Here is a 17719-nt window from a genome sequence, read left to right on the forward strand (position 1 = left end):
TGACTCAACAGAATATTGCTTTCTTTTGGGGAGGGGGCCACCATGCCTATTTTACCATTAAATGCTCACAAGAATAACAGTAATTACTAAAATAATATAAATTTTTATATCAAAAAAGTAATCTGTGCAAAAAAAAGCCATCATAAGAATTACATACGTTTTAGTACAATGAAACTTAATTCAAATTTTTTTACTGGATTACATTTTTATCCAATGTTGGATAATTTAGAATCCTTTTTTTTATTTGGTTATAAAATTTGTTTAAGTTTATAATTTATTATATCATTTTTATCATATCCTAATTCACACATTTCCTCAATAAATATTTTCACTTTTTCATTAATAATTTCTAATTTCATTTTTTTAATTAATTCCTCATTTTCACTAACAAATCGTCCCATCGACCTTTTACTGTACAACAAATTTTCACGTTCAAGTTCACTTAAAGCTTTTTGAATCGTATTAGGATTAACACTATATTCTAACGCCAATTCCCTAACTGAATCAATCTTGGCACCAGAACCGTAATATCCATTAAAAATCTTTTTTTTGATTTCATCCATTACTTGAATATAAATTGGTAAATTAGGATCAAAATCATATTTCATTTAATCACCTACTCTACTTCAATTTTATGATCAATCAAATATACTGTCAAAAAATATAAAATCACTGCAAATATACCGATGATAATGATTTCAAAAATAATATTCTGTCTAGAAGTTAAACTACTAATAAAATTACTGATAGGACTTAAAGTAAAAATATTAGCAATTATAATAAACCCTAATACATAAATTACAATTCCCAATACTGTTTTATATTTAGGAATATATTTTGTTTTCGTAAGTGTAATTACAAAGAAGAAAGATAAGATCATAGCACTAATACCTGCAAAAAAGTTAATCAAATACAAAACAAAGTCACCAATATTTTCACCCATTATCTCAATGACAACATTTCCACTTCTAAGCAGCTCCGTAAAACTAATATCACCAACCAAAAAAATCAAGATCATAAATCCCAGCAATAAAACTAAATAACTTACAAAAACCCAGATCAAGCTTCCCAAATATTTTGCGGCAATTAGTTTATTAGTACTAACAGGTAAAGTTAAAGTTAAATATCCGGGTCTTTTATACATTGAACGATTAAAATTTAAAATCACATTTACATTAACCGCAATTGAAATTCCCATAAATGCAATAATGAGTAATGTCAATAATATCCCGCTAATAAAATCTGGCATCCAAGGTATTAAAATACACATGATCAAGAAAATAGCAAAAGTTAATAAATATTGTCGATATGACTGAATGATCTCATATTTTAATAATTTTAACATCTAAATACCTCCCTGAACGCTTCATCGATTGATTGCTTTCTTTGAGTTCTTAATTCTTCAGTTTCCTGGTGTAGAACAACTTTTCCTTCTTTTAAAAAGATTACTTCATCAAAAATTGTTTCTAGATCACTAATTAAGTGTGTTGATATCAATACTAGTGAATCAGTTTCATAATTATTTAAAATCACATCTAAGATCACTTCTCTAGCTGCTGGATCTACTCCCGCGATCGGCTCATCTAAAATATATATTTTAGCTTTTCGCGACATCACTAAAGATAATTGAAACTTTTCTTTCATTCCCTTTGACATCGCCTTTATCTTCATATTTTTATCTAATTTAAAACGATTCATTAAAGATAAGCAGTTTTCTTTATCAAAATCTTCATATAAATCACTAAAAATTCCTAATACATCTCTTACATACATCCAATCTTGAAAATAATTTTCATCTGGTAAATAAGAAATTATTTTTCTTGATTTTTCACCAATTTTATTACCATCAACTAAAATCTCGCCATCATATTCTTTTAATAGACCATTGATGATTTTGATTAAAGTTGTCTTACCAGAACCGTTAGGTCCTAACAAACCAATTATTTTTCCTTTAGATAATGTCAATGAAACATTATCTAAAGCCTTAAAATGTTCATACTTCTTACTAACATTATCAATTTTTAATAATTCTTCCATCGTTATCCCCTTTCTGTATTAATACAATAATACAGTAACACAATATTAAATTATTGTCAATAAAAGATAGAGCTATTACTCTATCTTTTAACAAACTCGTTATACAATAATTCATGAATAAAAGAATACCCTTTCTCTAACTTTTTCTTTAAACGCAAATACATCCCAATGCTTTTTTCATCTTTGATCTCCAATTGTTTACAAAGATCTAAAAACTTTTCATAATCTTCAACATACAATTGATCGATCATATTTTCTACATACTGTTTTTTTATTCGCTCATTTCTCGTTAAACCATATTCTTTTATCAGCCCCTCATCATACATATGATAACTAAATACTGTTAATGACTGCGTTTTTAAATACTCATTTATTAAAGTCCGCTGATTGATCATCGGCAATGAACGATAAACAAGTTTACCAGCACTGTTTATCTCAACAACGACACTATACTTACCATCACCAACAATAAAAATACTATTAAAATATTTTTCATCAAATAAATTAATGCAGCCATAAATAAAATCATGCAATGTTTTTTTATTAACTAAATAAGCTTCTACAACAGAAATGATTTCTAAATCATCATCCTCATCCCACTCGTATGGCTCTAATAATTCTTCATCTTCTTTGACCCAATTAACAATTATATCTTTCATATATCCTCCCATATAATTATATGTTTAACTTAATAAATCATGTTTTAGTATATTTTTATTTTTAATTAAGTTATAATATTTGCCGAGGTGAAAACATGGAACTAATCAAAAATATTATTATTTATGGTTTACTTGGAGCAATTCAAGGATTTAGTGAACCAATTCCTATTTCCAGCAGTGGACACTTGGTCATTTTTAAAAGTATTTTTAATAAATTAGGCCTGATCTTACCCCAAATGAATGATATAACTTTTGAAGTTATCGTTAATACTGGTTCACTATTTGCCATCATGTATTATTATCGCCAAGATATCAAAACATTATTCACAGCTTTTTTTGGCTACATTCAAAAAAAAGACCAAAGAAATTATTATATAAAAGATTTTCGTTACTGTATCCTATTAATTATTGCTACGATTCCTGCTGCTATTGGAGGATATTTATTTAATGATAAAATCGAAGCCGCTTTTTCTGATTCTAAACTAGTCGGCTGTATGTTACTTATAACCGCAATATTTTTATTATTAATACATAAATTTGGTTATAAAGGCAAACGTTCAGCTAAAAACATAAATTTGTTTGATGCCATAAGAATGGGAATATTTCAATTATTTGCCTTACTCCCTGGTATTTCACGCAGCGGTTCAACACTAACTGGCGGAATGTTAGGCGGTCTATCGCAAAAAGCAGCCCGTGATTTTTCTTTTTTCATGTTTATGCCTGTAAGTATCGGAGCAATTATTCTCAAATTTAAAGATTTTATCACTTCTAGTACTTTACAAACTTTATGGTTACCATATTTAATTGCTTTTATAATCAGTATGCTTGTAACCTATCTTTCAATTCATTTATTATTTAGATTATTAGAAAAAAGAAAATTAATTGTTTTCTCGCGATATTGTTTGTTCATGGGGATAATCACAGTTTTATTTTTATAAAAAATGATATGTCATATAACATATCATTTTTTAATTATTTAGTTGCAATAACTTCGACTTCGATTAATGCTCCTTTAGGAAGTTTAGCTACTTCTACAGCACTACGTGCTGGAAACGGCTCTACAAAATAAGTAGCATAAATATCATTTACAGTAACAAAATCATCCATGTTATCTAAAAATACTGTTGTTTTAACAACATTAGAAAAATCTAATCCCTGACTTTCTAATAATCCTTTAACGTTTTTTAATGCCTGATGTGCCTGTGCTTCGATTCCTTCAGGCATAATTCCTGTAACTGGATCCAATGGAATTTGTCCCGAAAAGAAATATAAATCACCAATATTAATTCCCTGGCTATAAGGCCCTATAGCTCCAGGTGCTTGATCAGTTTTAACTACTTTTTTCATCTTAAAATCCTCCTCGCTTTTATTGTACGAAATCGCACCTACGGTACTCTTTCGTACAATAGGTGTGAAACTAACGTTTTCTTGCACGAAAATCTTGCGATTTCGTACAATCAAACTAATGCGTCCTTTGCATCGCATGTGCGAATATATGATATTCTCCATGCAAAGCACGCATTAGTTTCACACCTATTATAACAAATTTTTATTAATTTAACAGTTTTATTTTTATCATCATGATAAATCCTTGACCCCTAACCTAAAATAGGTGTAATATAGAGAAAATCAATTATACGAGGAGTGTAACTATGAAATATAATTTTTCTTCCCGATTCGATCACATTACTCCTAGTGGAATTAGAGCAGTTTTAGAAAAAGCCGCCGGTCCGGATATGATCAATTTTTCACCTGGCTTTCCTGATAATGATGCTTTTCCCACTGAAGAAATTAAAAGAATCTCGGCTGAAGTTTTACAAGAAAACATTTATCCTATTTTACAATACGCTAGAAAACCGGCTTTACCCGCTTTAAAAGAAGCTCTCAAAAAATTTTTGAATCGCCAGGAATATATTGTCAAAGAAAATGACGATATTACAGTCACTTCCGGCTCTGGTGAAGGCTTAGAAATGGCAGCAAAAGTATTTTTAAATCCTGGTGATAGTATTATTGTTGAAGACCCTACTTTTGTTGGAGCATTAAACGGCTTTTTAAGTAATGAAGCTAAATTGATCGGAGTTCCATTACAAGATGATGGAATGGATTTAAATGCATTAGAAAAAGCTATGCAAACTAAACCAGCACCTAAGTTATTATATATTATTCCCACCTTCCAAAATCCCACATGTATTACTACTTCATTAAAGAAAAGACAGGCAATCTATGACTTATGTGTAAAATATGGCATCATTATCTTAGAAGATAATCCATATGGTGCTTTACGTTTTAAAGGCGAAGATATTCCAACTTTTAAAGCAATCGATAATAAAGGTATCGTGGTTTATTTTGCAAGTTTATCAAAGATTATCTCTCCAGGTATCCGTTTAGGAAGTATTACTGCTCATAAAGATATCATTGCTCATTTCGATATCTTAAAAGGAACTAGTGGCGGGGCGGCAACAAATTGGTCTCAATATGTAATCACGCGTTTTTTTGAAACTGTTGATATTGATCTGCACTTAAAACATCTACAAAATGTATATGGTAAAAAAAGTTCATTTATGATTGAAATGATGAAAAAAACATTTCATCCTGATGTTAAATTTACTGCCCCTGATGGGGGAATGTTCATTTGGTTTGAATTACCAGAATATGCAGATACAAAATTATTCTTTGAAAAAGCTTTAGCAATGCATATTGCCATTGTATCGCAAGATACTTTTGCTGTTGATAAAAACAGAAAAATGTCTGGTATTCGTTTATCATTTACTAGTGCTTCAATGGCACAAATTGAAACAGGTATTCGTAAATTAGGCGCATTAACTTATGAAATATGTCCTAAAAACTAATTTTTTAGGACATTTCATCTTATTTTACGTATAATTTAATAGAGGTGATATTTAATGAAACAAGCATTAGTATTAGCTGGCGGTGGTGCAAAAGGCGCCTATCAAGCCGGTTGTATCAAAGCCTTGCAAGAAATGAACTATGAATTCGATATCGTTACTGGTACATCTATTGGAGCATTAAATGCCTTGCTGGTCGTTCAGCAAGATTACGAGTCTTTATATCAATTATGGGATAAAATAAACATCAGTAATGTTTTAAAAGATCCGATAAATCTTGATTTTTCTTTTGAATCGATGATTTCGCAAACAAATTTAATTAAACCTTTCTTTAAATCATATCTTGACGAAAAAGGGGCTGACATCACCCCTTTAAAAAAACTGATCCATTCTTATTATAATGATAAAAAGTTTTTTAACAGTAAAATTGATTATGGAATCGTTACTGTAAAATATCCTAGTCTTTCACCTGTAGAAATCACAAAACAAAAAATGCAGTCAAACGAACCTGTAGAATTCGCTATTGCTTCTGCTTCCTGTTTTCCCGCTTTTCCTGTTCATCATATAAAAAAACAGGGTTACATTGATGGCGGTTACTATGATAATCTACCGATCTCATTAGCTTTAAAAATGAAAGCAGATAAGATCATTGCCATTGAACTCTCTAAAGAAGCTAATCACGAATATTATATTGATCGCCCCTACATTACATTGATTCGTCCTAGCTATGATTTAGGCGGTTTTTTAGATTTTAATCGTAATCTTCTTGATTGGCGGATCAAACTAGGCTACTATGATACCTTAAAAACATTTAATAAATTGATGGGTTATCGTTTTAATTTTCATCATGCTAGTATTGATTTAGAGATTTTAAACCGCTTTTACTGGTCAATCATAAATTTTGAAGATGCTGTTAATAAAAGTATTATTAATAAATCTATTTTTAATTCTAATCGTCCTTTAACAGATTTATTGAAAGCAGATATTTATCTTCATAAGCTGGAACTTAGTGACTATTTTATTCGTGGTGTGGAAATTGCAATGGAATATTATCATTATCAAAGTGATATAATTTATGATTTTAATAATACTTATTTAGAAATATTTAATACATTTTCTAAAGACTATCATTCTCGTTATCCTTTATTCGAAAATAGTTTTAGAGATTTTTCATTAAAAGATATTCTTACTTCAATAAAGAAATTAAGTAGTAAAGATGCTATTTGTATTTTTTATCATTTATTGAAGAATCATGAAAAAATTGAACCAAATTTAATTAATAATTTATTTTTAAACGAATATTTGATTGCCCTGCTTTTTTCTTGTATAAAATAAAGATATTTGTTAAACTCATTTGGGGGTGATTAGTTTGAACTTAAAAGTAAAAAACATGTTATATTGTTCGATGTTCGTTTGCATTATTTCGCTATTAGCCCAAATTAAAATCGATCTACCTAGTTTAGTCCCCATCACATTACAAACATTAGGAATCTATTTGGCGTCGTGTATCTTAAAACCTAAATTAGCTTTTTGTGTTAGTCTTGTATATGTTTTAGCTGGAGCTATTGGTCTACCGGTTTTTTCTGGTTTTGGTGGTGGCTTAAGTTCGCTTTTAGGTCCTACCGGCGGTTATATTTTTAGTTTTCCAATAATGGCCTTTGTAATTAGTTTGATCGCTAATAAAAGATCTTCAAATATTTTAAAAGTAATTGCTATGCTTATTGGAACCGGTATTTGTTATTTAATTGGAACTATCTGGTTTATTTTTCTTACCAAGAATACTCTTTTTCCATCGTTGATGATGTGTGTAATTCCATTTATTCCTGGAGATATCATTAAAATAATTATTGCGACACTATTATCAAATAAAATCAAGTTGTAACAACAAAAAAAACTAGCAGCTGGGACGACTGCTAGTTTTTTATATAGATATCGGGGAAAAGGATATCATTTGTAGTCGATAATTATTAAGAGAAAGGAATGAAAAACTATATTATTATTTCTGACTACATTAGTAAGTATAGACAATAAATGTAAAAAAAATTCATTTAAATATTATTAAAAAATACCAGAATAATGGTTAATTTTGTTATAATAGGTGTGAAACTAATGCGTGCTTTGCATGGAGAATATCATATATTCGCACATGCGATGCAAAGGACGCATTAGTTTGATTGTACGAAATCGCAAGATTTTCGTGCAAGAAAACGTTAGTTTCACACCTATTGTACGAAAGAGTACCGTAGGTGCGATTTCGTACAATGCTTTAAAGGAGGCAATATGAAAGCAATCAAACGAATGTTTATTTTTATCCTTTGCAGTTATTTGCTCATTGGTATGATCTGGATTGGAAAAGATATAGCTGTTCATTATTTGAATATAGATGGTTTACCGATCCTAGGTTATCATGGCGTTATAGATGACGATACTAAAAATACATATTTTAGTAATTATATATATTATATGGCAAAATCAGATTTTGAAGCTCAAATGGCTTATCTAGCTAAAAACAACTTTCAAACTTTGACTATGGAAGAAGTAGAAGCTTATTATCATGGAAATCATAAATTACCAAAAAAAGCTGTTGCTTTGACTTTTGATGATGGTTTGTTGAATTTTAAAACTGTTGTTAAACCTATTTTAGAAAAATATAATTTAAAAGCAACATGTTTTGTAATCGGCTATAAAACCACTATTAAAAACAATAACGATCCTGCCAAACATCAGTATTTAAAAAAGAGTGATTTGATCAATGATGAATATGTCGAATTTTATTCTCATTCCTATAATCTTCATCATAAAAATAAATGCACAAAAAAAATCAATACTCTTTCTTTAAAACAAATCGATGAAGATTTTAATTTAAATAAAAATATTGTCAGTGACAAATACTTTGCTTTTCCCTATGGTGCAACTTGTCAAAATATTATCACTGTTTTAAAAAAGCATAATGTTGCTTTAGCCTTTGGCTATAATCAAAATCGTAATATGACTACCAATGATAATCAATATCTTTTACCAAGATATTTAATGTTTAGTGGCATGCCGATGTTTTATTTCAAATGGATCATTCAATAAAAGCTGCTTTAAGCAGCTTTTAATTATTTATTCCCTGATGGGGTACGAATGAATTATCATTAATAGCTTCAAACCGATAGCCTCGTGCTAAATAATTTTCAATAATAGCCGGTAAGGCCTGAACCGTTGTTGATTTAGCATTAGTATCATGACAAAGAATATTAATATTATTAGATTTACTTGAAGTCGCATTAGCAATCAACTTACTAACAAGAACATTATTACCAGAAGCATCGGTTGAATCGCCATTCCAGTCATAGTACTGATATCCTCTATTTATAACTTCTTTAGATAAGGTTGTCATAATTCCTGGTGTGTATTTACGAGATACAGTATTTGAAGACCCGCCAGGAAAGCGAATGTATTTAGGAGTAAAACCAATCAAATCTTTGACCATATTTCCTACCTTTATCAAATCATCAAAATATCCTGCAACTGAAGAATAGACTGTTTGATAATCATGACTGTAAGTATGTAAACCAATCGTATGACCTTTATCATACGCTTCTTTTATTAAGTAATTATAATTTTGGTTTGTTCCGGTTACAAAAAATGTAGCCTTTATATTATAACAATCTAGTATCTCTAAGATTTTTTGCGTATTAGCTGATGGTCCATCATCAAAAGTTAAATAAACAATTTTTTCTTCACTTTGATCTACAGTACCAATATTTTTCTTTTCAATCACTTTAATTTTCCGTTCTATTTGGGCCTTATTTCCAGAACGATCAGTAGCGCTATATGTAACCTTATAAGTTCCGATCTTATCAAGATTCACTTTAGAACTATCAATGTCTAATTTAGGACTTGGATCACGATTATCGCTGACACTGATTCCTTCTTCATAATCAACTTTTCCCCCTTCAACAACCACTAATTCATCAGTACCACTGATCTCTGGCTTTGTTTTATCGAGTACTAATTTAACTTTTCCCTTCTTTTCACTAATATTGCCAGCTGCATCAATAACTTGGACAACGACTGTTTTTTCACCTTCCTGATCAAACTTATAATCTTTTTTAAATTTCACTTTTGTTTTAGTAGCATCTTCAACATTTTGAACCATACTTTTAGGATCAACAGTCATACCAACATCAATATCTAAATCAACGATATCAAACTTTGGCTTTTTAGTATCAACAACTTCAACTGACACAGTATAATTTTTATTTTTATAAGTATAGATAATTGAATATTCACCTAACTTATGATAATCAACTTTTTTAGTATTTACTTTAACATCATCAATATTTCCATTTCTAACATCTAAAATATTTTTCATAGCATCAAAACTATCATTGATCTCAATTTTAACATTTTCTTCTTTAAAAACGATTGGACATCTTGTTAAAAAATAACCAATAATTCCCACCATAATAAAAATAAACAGTATCCCAGTAATTAATAATTTTCCTTTTATAGAGATATTTTTCAATCTAATCCCCTTCATTTACCTCACCTTCTCATATTGTTATAGTACAAGATTCAACAAAAGTAAACAACTTTTATACTTATTAAAACAAATTAAGAATATTATTATATTTCAAATAAAAAAAGAAGTAACATTTAAGTTACTCCTTAACGATTACTCTTACATTAATAATTCCTTTTGCAGATTCGATCCGTTCAATAATATCTTGACGAACCATATCATTTGTATCAATCAAAGTATATGCATATTCACCACGTGAACGATTAACCATATTTTCAATATTTAAATTATGATCCGCAAATAATTTAGAAATATTAGCCAAAATATTTGGCACATTCTTATTAATTATACATAATCTAGTCTTAGAAACCCGAGCTTGATTTACACCAGGAAAATTAACAGAATTAATAATATTTCCATTTTCTAAATATTCCCGAATTTCTTCAACTGCCATCTTAGCACAATTATCTTCAGATTCCGGTGTACTAGCACCTAAATGTGGTAAAATAATAATATTCTCCTGTCCAATTAATTCTGGAGCTGCAAAATCACTAATATATTTACCAACTTTCCCACTAGCAACATTAGCTAATAAATCATTATTATTAACTAAATCACCACGAGCAAAGTTCAAGATTCTTACACCATCTTTCATTTGTGCAAAAGCTTCTTGATTTAAGAAACCTTTAGTTTCAGCATTACTTGGAATATGAATCGTAATATAATCACATTCTTGATAAATTTCTTCTAAAGAGACAGCTTGTTTAGCATGTTTAGACAATGCCCAGGCCGCATTTACACCAATATATGGATCATAGCCTTTAACTTTCATTCCTAGCTTGATTGCTGCATTTGCAACATTGACACCAATTGCTCCTAGCCCGATAACTCCTAGTGTTTTTCCTTCAATTTCCGGACCTACAAAGTTACTTTTACCTTTTTCAGCTGTTTTTGCAATATTTTGGTCATCTTTTAAAGTATCGACCCAACGAATACTTTCAACGATTTTACGTGATGATAAAAATAACGCACATAATACTAATTCTTTAACCGCATTAGCATTAGCCCCTGGCGTATTAAAAACAACGATTCCATTTTCACTACACTTATCAATCGGAATATTATTTACCCCAGCCCCAGCTCTAGCAATTGCTTTTAAATTTTCACCAAAATCATATTCGTGTAATGAAGCAGAACGAACTAAGATTGCATCTTCATCTTTTACATCTTCACTATAATTATAGTTTTCATCAAATTTATCTAAACCTACTGTAGATATTTTATTTAATAATTTTATGTTATACATAATGTTTCTCCTATTTATTTGCCGCTTCAAAATCTTTCATAAAGGCAATTAATTTTTCAACCCCTTCAATTGGCATAGCATTATAGATTGATGCTCTAATTCCCCCAACTGAACGATGTCCTTTTAAATTAGTCATTCCCGCTTCAATGCTTTCTTTAACAAATTTAGCATCTAGATCTTTATTAGGTGTTGTAAATGTAACATTCATCAAAGAACGATTATCTTTATCACTATGACAAATATAAAAATCACTACCATCAAGATAATCATATAATAGCTTAGCTTTTTTGATATTTCTTTCCTGCATTACTTCTAAACCACCTAAATTATCGATCCATTCTAATACTAGACCTAAAACATAAATTGCATAAGCAGGTGGTGTGTTATACATTGAATCATTTTCAATCATTAATTTATAATCTAATAATACTGGTGTTGTTGGTGCTACTTTTTGTAACAATTCTTCTTTAATAATTGCTACACCAAGACCAGCTATTCCCATATTTTTTTGTGCTCCAGCATAAATCATTCCATATTTAGATACATCAACTGGTTTTGATAGAATGTTAGAAGACATATCGGCAATAATAGGTACTTCATTTGTTTCTGGAATATATTTCCATTCCGTTCCATAAATTGTATTGTTTGCACATAAATGCACATAAGAAGCCTCGGGATCTAATTTTAACTCATCTTGAGTTGGAATATGTTTAAAATTATCAACACTACCATCATAAGCAATATTGATTTCACCATACTTTTTAGCTTCAGCTGCTGCTTTTTTACTAAAAGCACCTGTAATAATATAATCAGCTTTCCCATTCTTTAATAAATTTAATGGTACCATCGAAAACTGTTGTGTAGCTCCCCCCTGGATAAACACGATTTTGTAATCATCAGGGATATTCATAACTTTTTTTAATAATCCCTTTGTTTTTTCAAAAATGTCTAAGTAGGAAGAGGATCTATGACTCATCTCCATTACACTCATCCCACTATTTTCATAGTTCAACATTTGTTTAGCCGCTTTTTCTAAAACTGGCACAGGCAACATTGAAGGACCTGCAGAAAAATTAAATACTCTTTTTTCAGTCATATAAATACCTTTCCTTTCTTGTAATGTATTTATTATATTGTATACAATCTTATTTGTAAAGCCATTTTTACAAAATTGTATACAATTAACCTAAAATTATCCAAATTTAAACAATTTACTAACCAATTATTAAAAACATCACTCCACTATATGCTCTAATTATAAGATAATGACCCACCTCAAATAAAATTTAAGCATCATAATAAACAAAAAGGATGAAATCTCATCCTTCCACCATACTGATCCAGCAGTTTTTCTCATAAAACGATATCCCATAACCCTTTACTTTCAAATATCCCTCATTCTTTATCCCTTCAAGATACCTTCTATCAATGATCTGCTTTGCTGCCTCTTGACTAACTTGTACTAATGAAGATAACTTATCTGCCTTTTTACATTCTATTACTACATATGCCTTCAAGATCGTTTCTGGCTTGATTCCAATATCAAAACGCCCATTACCACTTTCTCGATTTGAATAAACCTGATATCCACTTAACAGCCCTATCATAAATCCATGATAAAAGGCTTCATAATTATCATAAAAACTTACTGCATGATTCAATATATCATTTAACAGTTCATTTGCTTTATTCACTTCTTCATTTCGCAGTGCCTCTACTAATTCATCTTTTTTATTTTGCGTATATTCTTCAAAATAACTTTGAAACTGATTTTCATATATAACTTTAACTTCTTTATTAGGTATCTCTAATTCATACTGGTTCAACTTGATTTCCTGCTTATCATCATATACTCGTTCCTTGATCTTTAAATATCCTGTAAACAATAAAAAACTATAGATATTATGTATATCTTCCATTTCTCGATATGTCAGTTCTGGTTTGATCGTTTTTAAAACACTTCCACCCTGAACCAGTTCTTCAAATTCCTTTTTTAAAACCTCATTTCCCTTTTTTATATAATTATAAACTATATCATTTCCGCTTGTATTTGCCCAGTATGAAGCCATCATATCATCCTGCTCCTGGATGATTTGTCTTACATAATTAAGGGTACTCCAGGGGTTATAAATATTTACATTACCAAATAAATATCCATCATACCATTCCTTTATTTTATCCTGATATTTTTCAAGATGATAATATCTTAATAATTCATCTATCTCTGACTGTGTAAAACCAAAATGTCTACTTGTCTTTCCCTTATTAAAAATAGAATAAACTATAAAATTATTAAGTCCCGTAAAAATACTCTCTTTAGCTGTCTTTAAACATCCTGTCAATATCCCTTTTTCCAGTGAATCATTAGTTTTTAAAACCGAACTTAACACTCCACCCATAAAATTAGTCATTTCATCATAATAGTTATGAAGATATGCACTTTGCAATGGCACATCATATTCATCTATCAAAATAATGACCTTTTGATCATAATGTTGTTTCATACATGTACAAATAAACTTAAGAGCGTTTTGTAATTTAATTTCATCTTCTACACCCTGATAATATTCTTTTAAAATTTCTTTATTAAATTCACTAATTTGGCAACTTGATAATAATTCTTGATTGGCATCAATAAGATCTCTAATTAAAATACTAAATACTGATAGTTGTCTATTAAAAGTATTATTTTTCATATCTTTGAAAGTCATAAAAATAACAGGGTATTTATTTTGATATTTCATGATTTCCTGGTTTTTGGTGATATTTAAACCGTTAAATAAATAAGCATTATCTTTTTCTTTTATTGATAAAAAATACTGCAACATACTCATATTTAAAGTCTTGCCAAATCTTCTTGGCCTTGTAAACAAGACAACTTTATCACTTAATGCTGATTCAATAAAATCACTCTTATCGACATAATAATAATTATGATCAATAAACTCTTTAAAATTTTCTGTTCCGGTACTGATTGTCTTCATCATATCACCCTTTCTCATATTTTCTATTATACCATTATTAATTTAAGATAAGCAATGAATTGATATAGTGATTTAACACTTGAATAACGGGTTAAAAAGATTATAAATTTCTTATTAAAATGAAAAAGACTTTGAATAAATTCAAAATCTTACATCATTGTTTTTTCATAAATATCCGCAATATTTGATCCCACATGTTCAGGATGATGAGCATCACTAGCTGTTATCATCGCTACTCCATGATCCTTAAAAATTTTTAATAATTCATCACTTAACCCCATATCATGATGATTATAACGATAATAACATCCGGTGTTATTTTCAGCGATAACATGATGTTCTACCAATAAATCAGCTAGCTGATGATATGTTGGCAGTAAATCATAAGTAGGATAATAATTAAACATTTTAATAGTATCCGGATGTGCTAATTGTGAAAATAAATCAGATTTAACTAATGAAAAAATTAAATCATAGTATCTTTTGTAAATATCATTAACGTCATATTTATCCCATAAAATATCTTTAGAAAAATTCATATCATATAATTTACCATCAATCGAATGAATTGCCCCCACTACAAAATCATAATGATGCTTTTCTAAAACACTTCTAATATAATCTTCGTGTTTAGGTACATAACATACTTCTAAACCGAAAGAAACTTCAATTGGCAGCTCCATTACCTTCATTTCCTTGATTAAATTATCATAATCATCTAAACTATCTTTAAATTTCATTGCTTTATTTTCTAACCATTTCTTTTGTAACGGTTCTTCTTTTAATTCAGCATAAATAGGTTCAAATTCAATAAAACGATGTGTATGATCCAAAATTTGGATTTTAGTTAATCCTTTCTTTTGAGCAGCTTCAACAAACTGTAACACATATTCCCTGCTTAATTCCCCGTATTCTAAATGCATATGACCATCGATCATTTTTATTACCCCCTAATCTTTTTATTTGATTATATGCAAAAAAATATAAATAGTACAGTAAAATAATAAAAATCTTATAACAATAAAAGAGAAATATCGGTATATAAACTGTACCCTGTAAAATGGACAGTTAAATAAAAAGGTATCAGTCTAAAGTGTTGATACAGAATATTTAACTGACTCTGTTTTACAGGGTCTTTTATTTTGCTTATAATTATTTGATGAAAGGATTGATTGAAAATGGGCGTAAACTATTTTACTGATGAACAAATTAAAATACTCAAGGATAATCCATATATCGAAAAGATATCTCACAAAAGCATTAAATATTCTCAAAAGTTTAAAATAGAATTCTGGTCCCGCTATTCACAGGGTGAATCTCCTTCTTCCATACTTTCTTCCTTTGATATTGATCCACATATTCTTGGACCAAGACGTATAAGTAATATTGTCCAACGAATAAAGAAGGAAGCAGAACGCTTAGAAGGATTTGAAGATACTAGAAAACATAATGCCGGTCGCCCTAAGACAAGGGAAATGTCTCCTGAAGAAAAGATTGCTTATCTCGAACATAAGATTGCTTATCAAAAACAGGAAATCGAATTTCTAAAAAAAATAAGATTAGCGGAGAGGGAATCCTATTGGAAACAGCAGAAGAAAAATACAAAATTATTGAAGAAATGATTTCTCGGGATAATAATCTTCTCAACATAACCAAATTATGTGAAATAGCAGAAGTTTCCAGAAGCGGGTTCTACAACTGGAAAAACAGCCACAATAAACGGCAGCAGAAAGAACAGCAGGACAAAGAAGATTTTAATCTCATATTGCAGGCATATCAGTACAGAGGATACGATAAAGGGGCAAGAAGTATCCACATGACTCTGTTGCATATGGGAATAAGAATGAATATCAAGAAAATAAGGAGACTCATGAAGAAATACGGACTTTTCTGCAGGATAAGAAAAGCCAATCCATATAGAAGAATGGCAAAAGCAATAAAAACAAATAATATTGTCCCTAACATTGTTAATCGCGATTTCATACAGGAACCAAGAATGATTATATTAACTGATATTACATATCTTTTTTATGGCAAAGAAAGAAGAAAGGCATATCTGTCAGTCATGAAAGATGCATTCACTAATGAAATACTATCATATGTTGTCAGTGATTCACTGGAGGTTGATTTTGTATTAATAACTGTAAAACAACTATTTGAAAAGCACGGAGCGACAATAAAAACAAAGGAGACGATATGCCATAGCGACCAAGGCAGTCATTACACCAGCATAGAGTTTCAAAAGATACTCAAGGACAAAGGACTAAGGCAGTCAATGTCAAGAAGGGGAAACTGTTGGGATAATGCACCACAAGAATCTTTCTTTGGTCATATGAAGGATGAAATAGACATAAGCAGCTGCAGGACTTTTGATGAGCTTACTGCTGTTATAGATGATTATATGGATTATTATAATAATGAAAGGTATCAGTGGGATCTGGCAAAACTGTCGCCTTCAGAATATTATCAGTACTGGTTAACAGATATATATCCAATAGACATAAAAAATGATACTATTCAAAAATAGTATCATCATATTGAAAACGCATCATATCGTGGTATTGGTTTCTTTCATCTGAGAGTTCTTCTTCAAGATCGATATCAAGCAGAGATTCAAAACGGGTCTGCATATCAATCATCTGACAAGATAAGATCTCGCATTGATTTTCAAGCCAAAAGATATATTCGCGGACGGACATGAACTTGTGACCATCAGTGTAAGATTGATGATCCAAATCGAAAAGCCCTTTAAGCTCATTGATGGTCATAAGAACAGTTGATACATCAAAATCATTGTGGAAAATATTGAAAAGCTGTTCGCCATTCCAAAAAGAATCCGAAAAATCAGCAAGCTGACAGGAAATGTTAAGTGAAGGGAAAGCAATCCAATTATAATAAATTCCTTTAGAAAGGATTCCATTAATAACATTTCCATTTCTGCAAACCTCAAATTCAATGCAGTTGTCATACTTAACACAAACAAGTTTAAATTTTTTAGAATCATTAAAAATATACATAATCACCATAGACACAAAGCCACTGATCTTGACCAGTGGCTTAAGACTGTGTCATTCCTCCTTGACACAATCATATAAAATATTTTTCATTAAAAATATACCTTTTTATTTAATTGTCCTTGACATGGGGTACACTTTAATAACCAAATTTCTCTTTTAATTTCTTTATTAAAGAAAATCAAATACTAATTAATTTCTCTTTTTTTATTTACATATAAGAAGATTGCAGCAATTATCATACCTGAAAGAGAATAAAGAGTGTTTACATCATCACCAGTAGCAACACTTGTTGTATCACCTGATTTTACAACTGATGTACTTTCTAACCCTTCGATTGCTTTTGTTAAAGCATCATTGGCT

General features: G+C 29.8%; 19 protein-coding genes. 7 read left to right on the top strand and 12 right to left on the bottom strand.

What is annotated here, in order from left to right:
- Positions 1-248: 248 nt before the first annotated feature.
- From BR82_RS0111545 to BR82_RS0111560, 4 genes are all read right to left on the bottom strand, one after another.
- Positions 249-608: a GntR family transcriptional regulator gene (locus BR82_RS0111545; protein WP_027090313.1), complete on the bottom strand. Its 360-nt coding sequence runs from the start codon at positions 606-608 to the stop codon at positions 249-251.
- 8 nt (positions 609-616) lie between these two features.
- Entirely contained in the window at positions 617-1345 is a 729-nt protein-coding gene (locus BR82_RS0111550) for a hypothetical protein (protein WP_027090314.1), read from the bottom strand.
- Entirely contained in the window at positions 1339-2037 is a 699-nt protein-coding gene (locus tag BR82_RS0111555; protein ID WP_027090315.1) for an ABC transporter ATP-binding protein, read from the bottom strand. Before BR82_RS0111555 ends, BR82_RS0111550 begins: the two co-directional genes overlap by 7 nt.
- A gap of 80 nt (positions 2038-2117) precedes the next feature.
- Positions 2118-2696, bottom strand: a complete 579-nt coding sequence (locus BR82_RS0111560; RefSeq protein ID WP_027090316.1) for a hypothetical protein — start codon at positions 2694-2696, stop codon at positions 2118-2120.
- Between the two features lie 95 nt (positions 2697-2791).
- On the opposite strand from BR82_RS0111560, the gene BR82_RS0111565 reads away from it, so the two are divergent.
- Positions 2792-3634, top strand: a complete 843-nt coding sequence (locus tag BR82_RS0111565; protein ID WP_027090317.1) for an undecaprenyl-diphosphate phosphatase — start codon at positions 2792-2794, stop codon at positions 3632-3634.
- 34 nt (positions 3635-3668) lie between these two features.
- Here the strand turns inward: BR82_RS0111565 and BR82_RS0111570 are convergent, their stop codons facing one another.
- Positions 3669-4043 carry a RidA family protein gene (locus BR82_RS0111570; protein ID WP_027090318.1) on the bottom strand — a complete coding sequence of 125 codons (375 nt, stop codon included), beginning with the start codon at positions 4041-4043 and terminating at the stop codon, positions 3669-3671.
- 305 nt (positions 4044-4348) lie between these two features.
- On the opposite strand from BR82_RS0111570, the gene BR82_RS0111575 reads away from it, so the two are divergent.
- The 4 genes from BR82_RS0111575 to BR82_RS0111590 all read left to right on the top strand — a co-directional run bounded on the left by BR82_RS0111575 (position 4349) and on the right by BR82_RS0111590 (position 8620).
- The gene (locus BR82_RS0111575) at positions 4349-5545 is read left to right on the top strand and encodes an aminotransferase-like domain-containing protein (RefSeq protein ID WP_027090319.1); all 1197 of its coding nucleotides are present in this window, start codon (positions 4349-4351) and stop codon (positions 5543-5545) included.
- Positions 5546-5599: 54 nt separating this feature from the next.
- Complete coding sequence (locus BR82_RS0111580) at positions 5600-6877, top strand: patatin-like phospholipase family protein (protein WP_027090320.1); 1278 nt, start codon at positions 5600-5602, stop codon at positions 6875-6877.
- A 34-nt stretch (positions 6878-6911) separates the two neighbouring features.
- Positions 6912-7424: a biotin transporter BioY gene (locus BR82_RS0111585; RefSeq protein ID WP_027090321.1), complete on the top strand. Its 513-nt coding sequence runs from the start codon at positions 6912-6914 to the stop codon at positions 7422-7424.
- A gap of 398 nt (positions 7425-7822) precedes the next feature.
- Positions 7823-8620: a polysaccharide deacetylase family protein gene (locus BR82_RS0111590; RefSeq protein ID WP_027090322.1), complete on the top strand. Its 798-nt coding sequence runs from the start codon at positions 7823-7825 to the stop codon at positions 8618-8620.
- Positions 8621-8639: 19 nt separating this feature from the next.
- On the opposite strand, the gene BR82_RS0111595 is transcribed toward BR82_RS0111590, so the two are convergent.
- The 5 genes from BR82_RS0111595 to BR82_RS0111615 form a co-directional block, all read right to left on the bottom strand.
- On the bottom strand, positions 8640-10070 hold the full coding sequence (locus tag BR82_RS0111595) for a polysaccharide deacetylase (protein WP_027090323.1): 1431 nt from the start codon (positions 10068-10070) through the stop codon (positions 8640-8642).
- 121 nt (positions 10071-10191) lie between these two features.
- The gene (locus BR82_RS0111600) at positions 10192-11358 is read right to left on the bottom strand and encodes a phosphoglycerate dehydrogenase (RefSeq protein WP_027090324.1); all 1167 of its coding nucleotides are present in this window, start codon (positions 11356-11358) and stop codon (positions 10192-10194) included.
- 10 nt (positions 11359-11368) lie between these two features.
- Positions 11369-12454, bottom strand: coding sequence for a 3-phosphoserine/phosphohydroxythreonine transaminase (serC, locus tag BR82_RS0111605; RefSeq protein ID WP_027090325.1), 1086 nt, complete (start codon positions 12452-12454; stop codon positions 11369-11371).
- A 223-nt stretch (positions 12455-12677) separates the two neighbouring features.
- Positions 12678-14342, bottom strand: coding sequence for an AAA family ATPase (locus tag BR82_RS0111610; protein ID WP_027090326.1), 1665 nt, complete (start codon positions 14340-14342; stop codon positions 12678-12680).
- A 149-nt stretch (positions 14343-14491) separates the two neighbouring features.
- Entirely contained in the window at positions 14492-15280 is a 789-nt protein-coding gene (locus BR82_RS0111615) for a PHP domain-containing protein (protein WP_027090327.1), read from the bottom strand.
- 240 nt (positions 15281-15520) lie between these two features.
- Here BR82_RS0111615 and BR82_RS15775 point away from each other — a divergent pair, with 240 nt between their 5' ends.
- Together BR82_RS15775 and BR82_RS0111625 are read left to right on the top strand one after the other, a co-directional pair.
- A complete protein-coding gene (locus BR82_RS15775; RefSeq protein ID WP_034864877.1) occupies positions 15521-15964 on the top strand; it encodes an HTH domain-containing protein in 444 nt (147 codons plus the stop codon).
- Positions 15922-16869 (top strand): IS3 family transposase, encoded by a 948-nt coding sequence (locus BR82_RS0111625; RefSeq protein WP_027090328.1) that lies wholly within the window; start codon positions 15922-15924, stop codon positions 16867-16869. The genes BR82_RS15775 and BR82_RS0111625 overlap by 43 nt, the downstream gene beginning before the upstream one ends.
- Here BR82_RS0111625 and BR82_RS0111630 read toward each other — a convergent pair.
- A complete protein-coding gene (locus tag BR82_RS0111630) occupies positions 16856-17368 on the bottom strand; it encodes a DUF6618 family protein (protein WP_147590251.1) in 513 nt (170 codons plus the stop codon). The genes BR82_RS0111625 and BR82_RS0111630 overlap by 14 nt on opposite strands.
- Positions 17369-17544: 176 nt before the next feature.
- Positions 17545-17694, bottom strand: a complete 150-nt coding sequence (locus BR82_RS17945; protein WP_205618763.1) for an LPXTG cell wall anchor domain-containing protein — start codon at positions 17692-17694, stop codon at positions 17545-17547.
- Positions 17695-17719 lie beyond the last annotated feature (25 nt).

Source organism: Thomasclavelia saccharogumia DSM 17460 (assembly GCF_000686665.1).
In the GTDB taxonomy this organism is placed as follows: Bacteria; Bacillota_I; Bacilli_A; order Erysipelotrichales; family Coprobacillaceae; genus Thomasclavelia; species Thomasclavelia saccharogumia.

Bases quoted from the DNA above. Each gene is read 5' to 3' on its own strand.
- BR82_RS0111575 (WP_027090319.1), top strand. From the start codon at position 4,349: ATGAAATATAATTTTTCTTCCCGATTCGATCACATTACTCCTAGTGGA.
- BR82_RS0111610 (WP_027090326.1), bottom strand. From the start codon at position 14,342: ATGAAGACAATCAGTACCGGAACAGAAAATTTTAAAGAGTTTATTGAT.
- BR82_RS0111615 (WP_027090327.1), bottom strand. From the start codon at position 15,280: ATGATCGATGGTCATATGCATTTAGAATACGGGGAATTAAGCAGGGAA.
- BR82_RS0111555 (WP_027090315.1), bottom strand. From the start codon at position 2,037: ATGGAAGAATTATTAAAAATTGATAATGTTAGTAAGAAGTATGAACAT.
- BR82_RS0111570 (WP_027090318.1), bottom strand. From the start codon at position 4,043: ATGAAAAAAGTAGTTAAAACTGATCAAGCACCTGGAGCTATAGGGCCT.
- BR82_RS0111545 (WP_027090313.1), bottom strand. From the start codon at position 608: ATGAAATATGATTTTGATCCTAATTTACCAATTTATATTCAAGTAATG.
- BR82_RS15775 (WP_034864877.1), top strand. From the start codon at position 15,521: ATGGGCGTAAACTATTTTACTGATGAACAAATTAAAATACTCAAGGAT.
- serC (WP_027090325.1), bottom strand. From the start codon at position 12,454: ATGACTGAAAAAAGAGTATTTAATTTTTCTGCAGGTCCTTCAATGTTG.
- BR82_RS0111590 (WP_027090322.1), top strand. From the start codon at position 7,823: ATGAAAGCAATCAAACGAATGTTTATTTTTATCCTTTGCAGTTATTTG.
- BR82_RS0111600 (WP_027090324.1), bottom strand. From the start codon at position 11,358: ATGTATAACATAAAATTATTAAATAAAATATCTACAGTAGGTTTAGAT.
- BR82_RS0111550 (WP_027090314.1), bottom strand. From the start codon at position 1,345: ATGTTAAAATTATTAAAATATGAGATCATTCAGTCATATCGACAATAT.
- BR82_RS0111560 (WP_027090316.1), bottom strand. From the start codon at position 2,696: ATGAAAGATATAATTGTTAATTGGGTCAAAGAAGATGAAGAATTATTA.
- BR82_RS0111565 (WP_027090317.1), top strand. From the start codon at position 2,792: ATGGAACTAATCAAAAATATTATTATTTATGGTTTACTTGGAGCAATT.
- BR82_RS0111630 (WP_147590251.1), bottom strand. From the start codon at position 17,368: ATGGTGATTATGTATATTTTTAATGATTCTAAAAAATTTAAACTTGTT.
- BR82_RS0111580 (WP_027090320.1), top strand. From the start codon at position 5,600: ATGAAACAAGCATTAGTATTAGCTGGCGGTGGTGCAAAAGGCGCCTAT.
- BR82_RS0111595 (WP_027090323.1), bottom strand. From the start codon at position 10,070: ATGAAGGGGATTAGATTGAAAAATATCTCTATAAAAGGAAAATTATTA.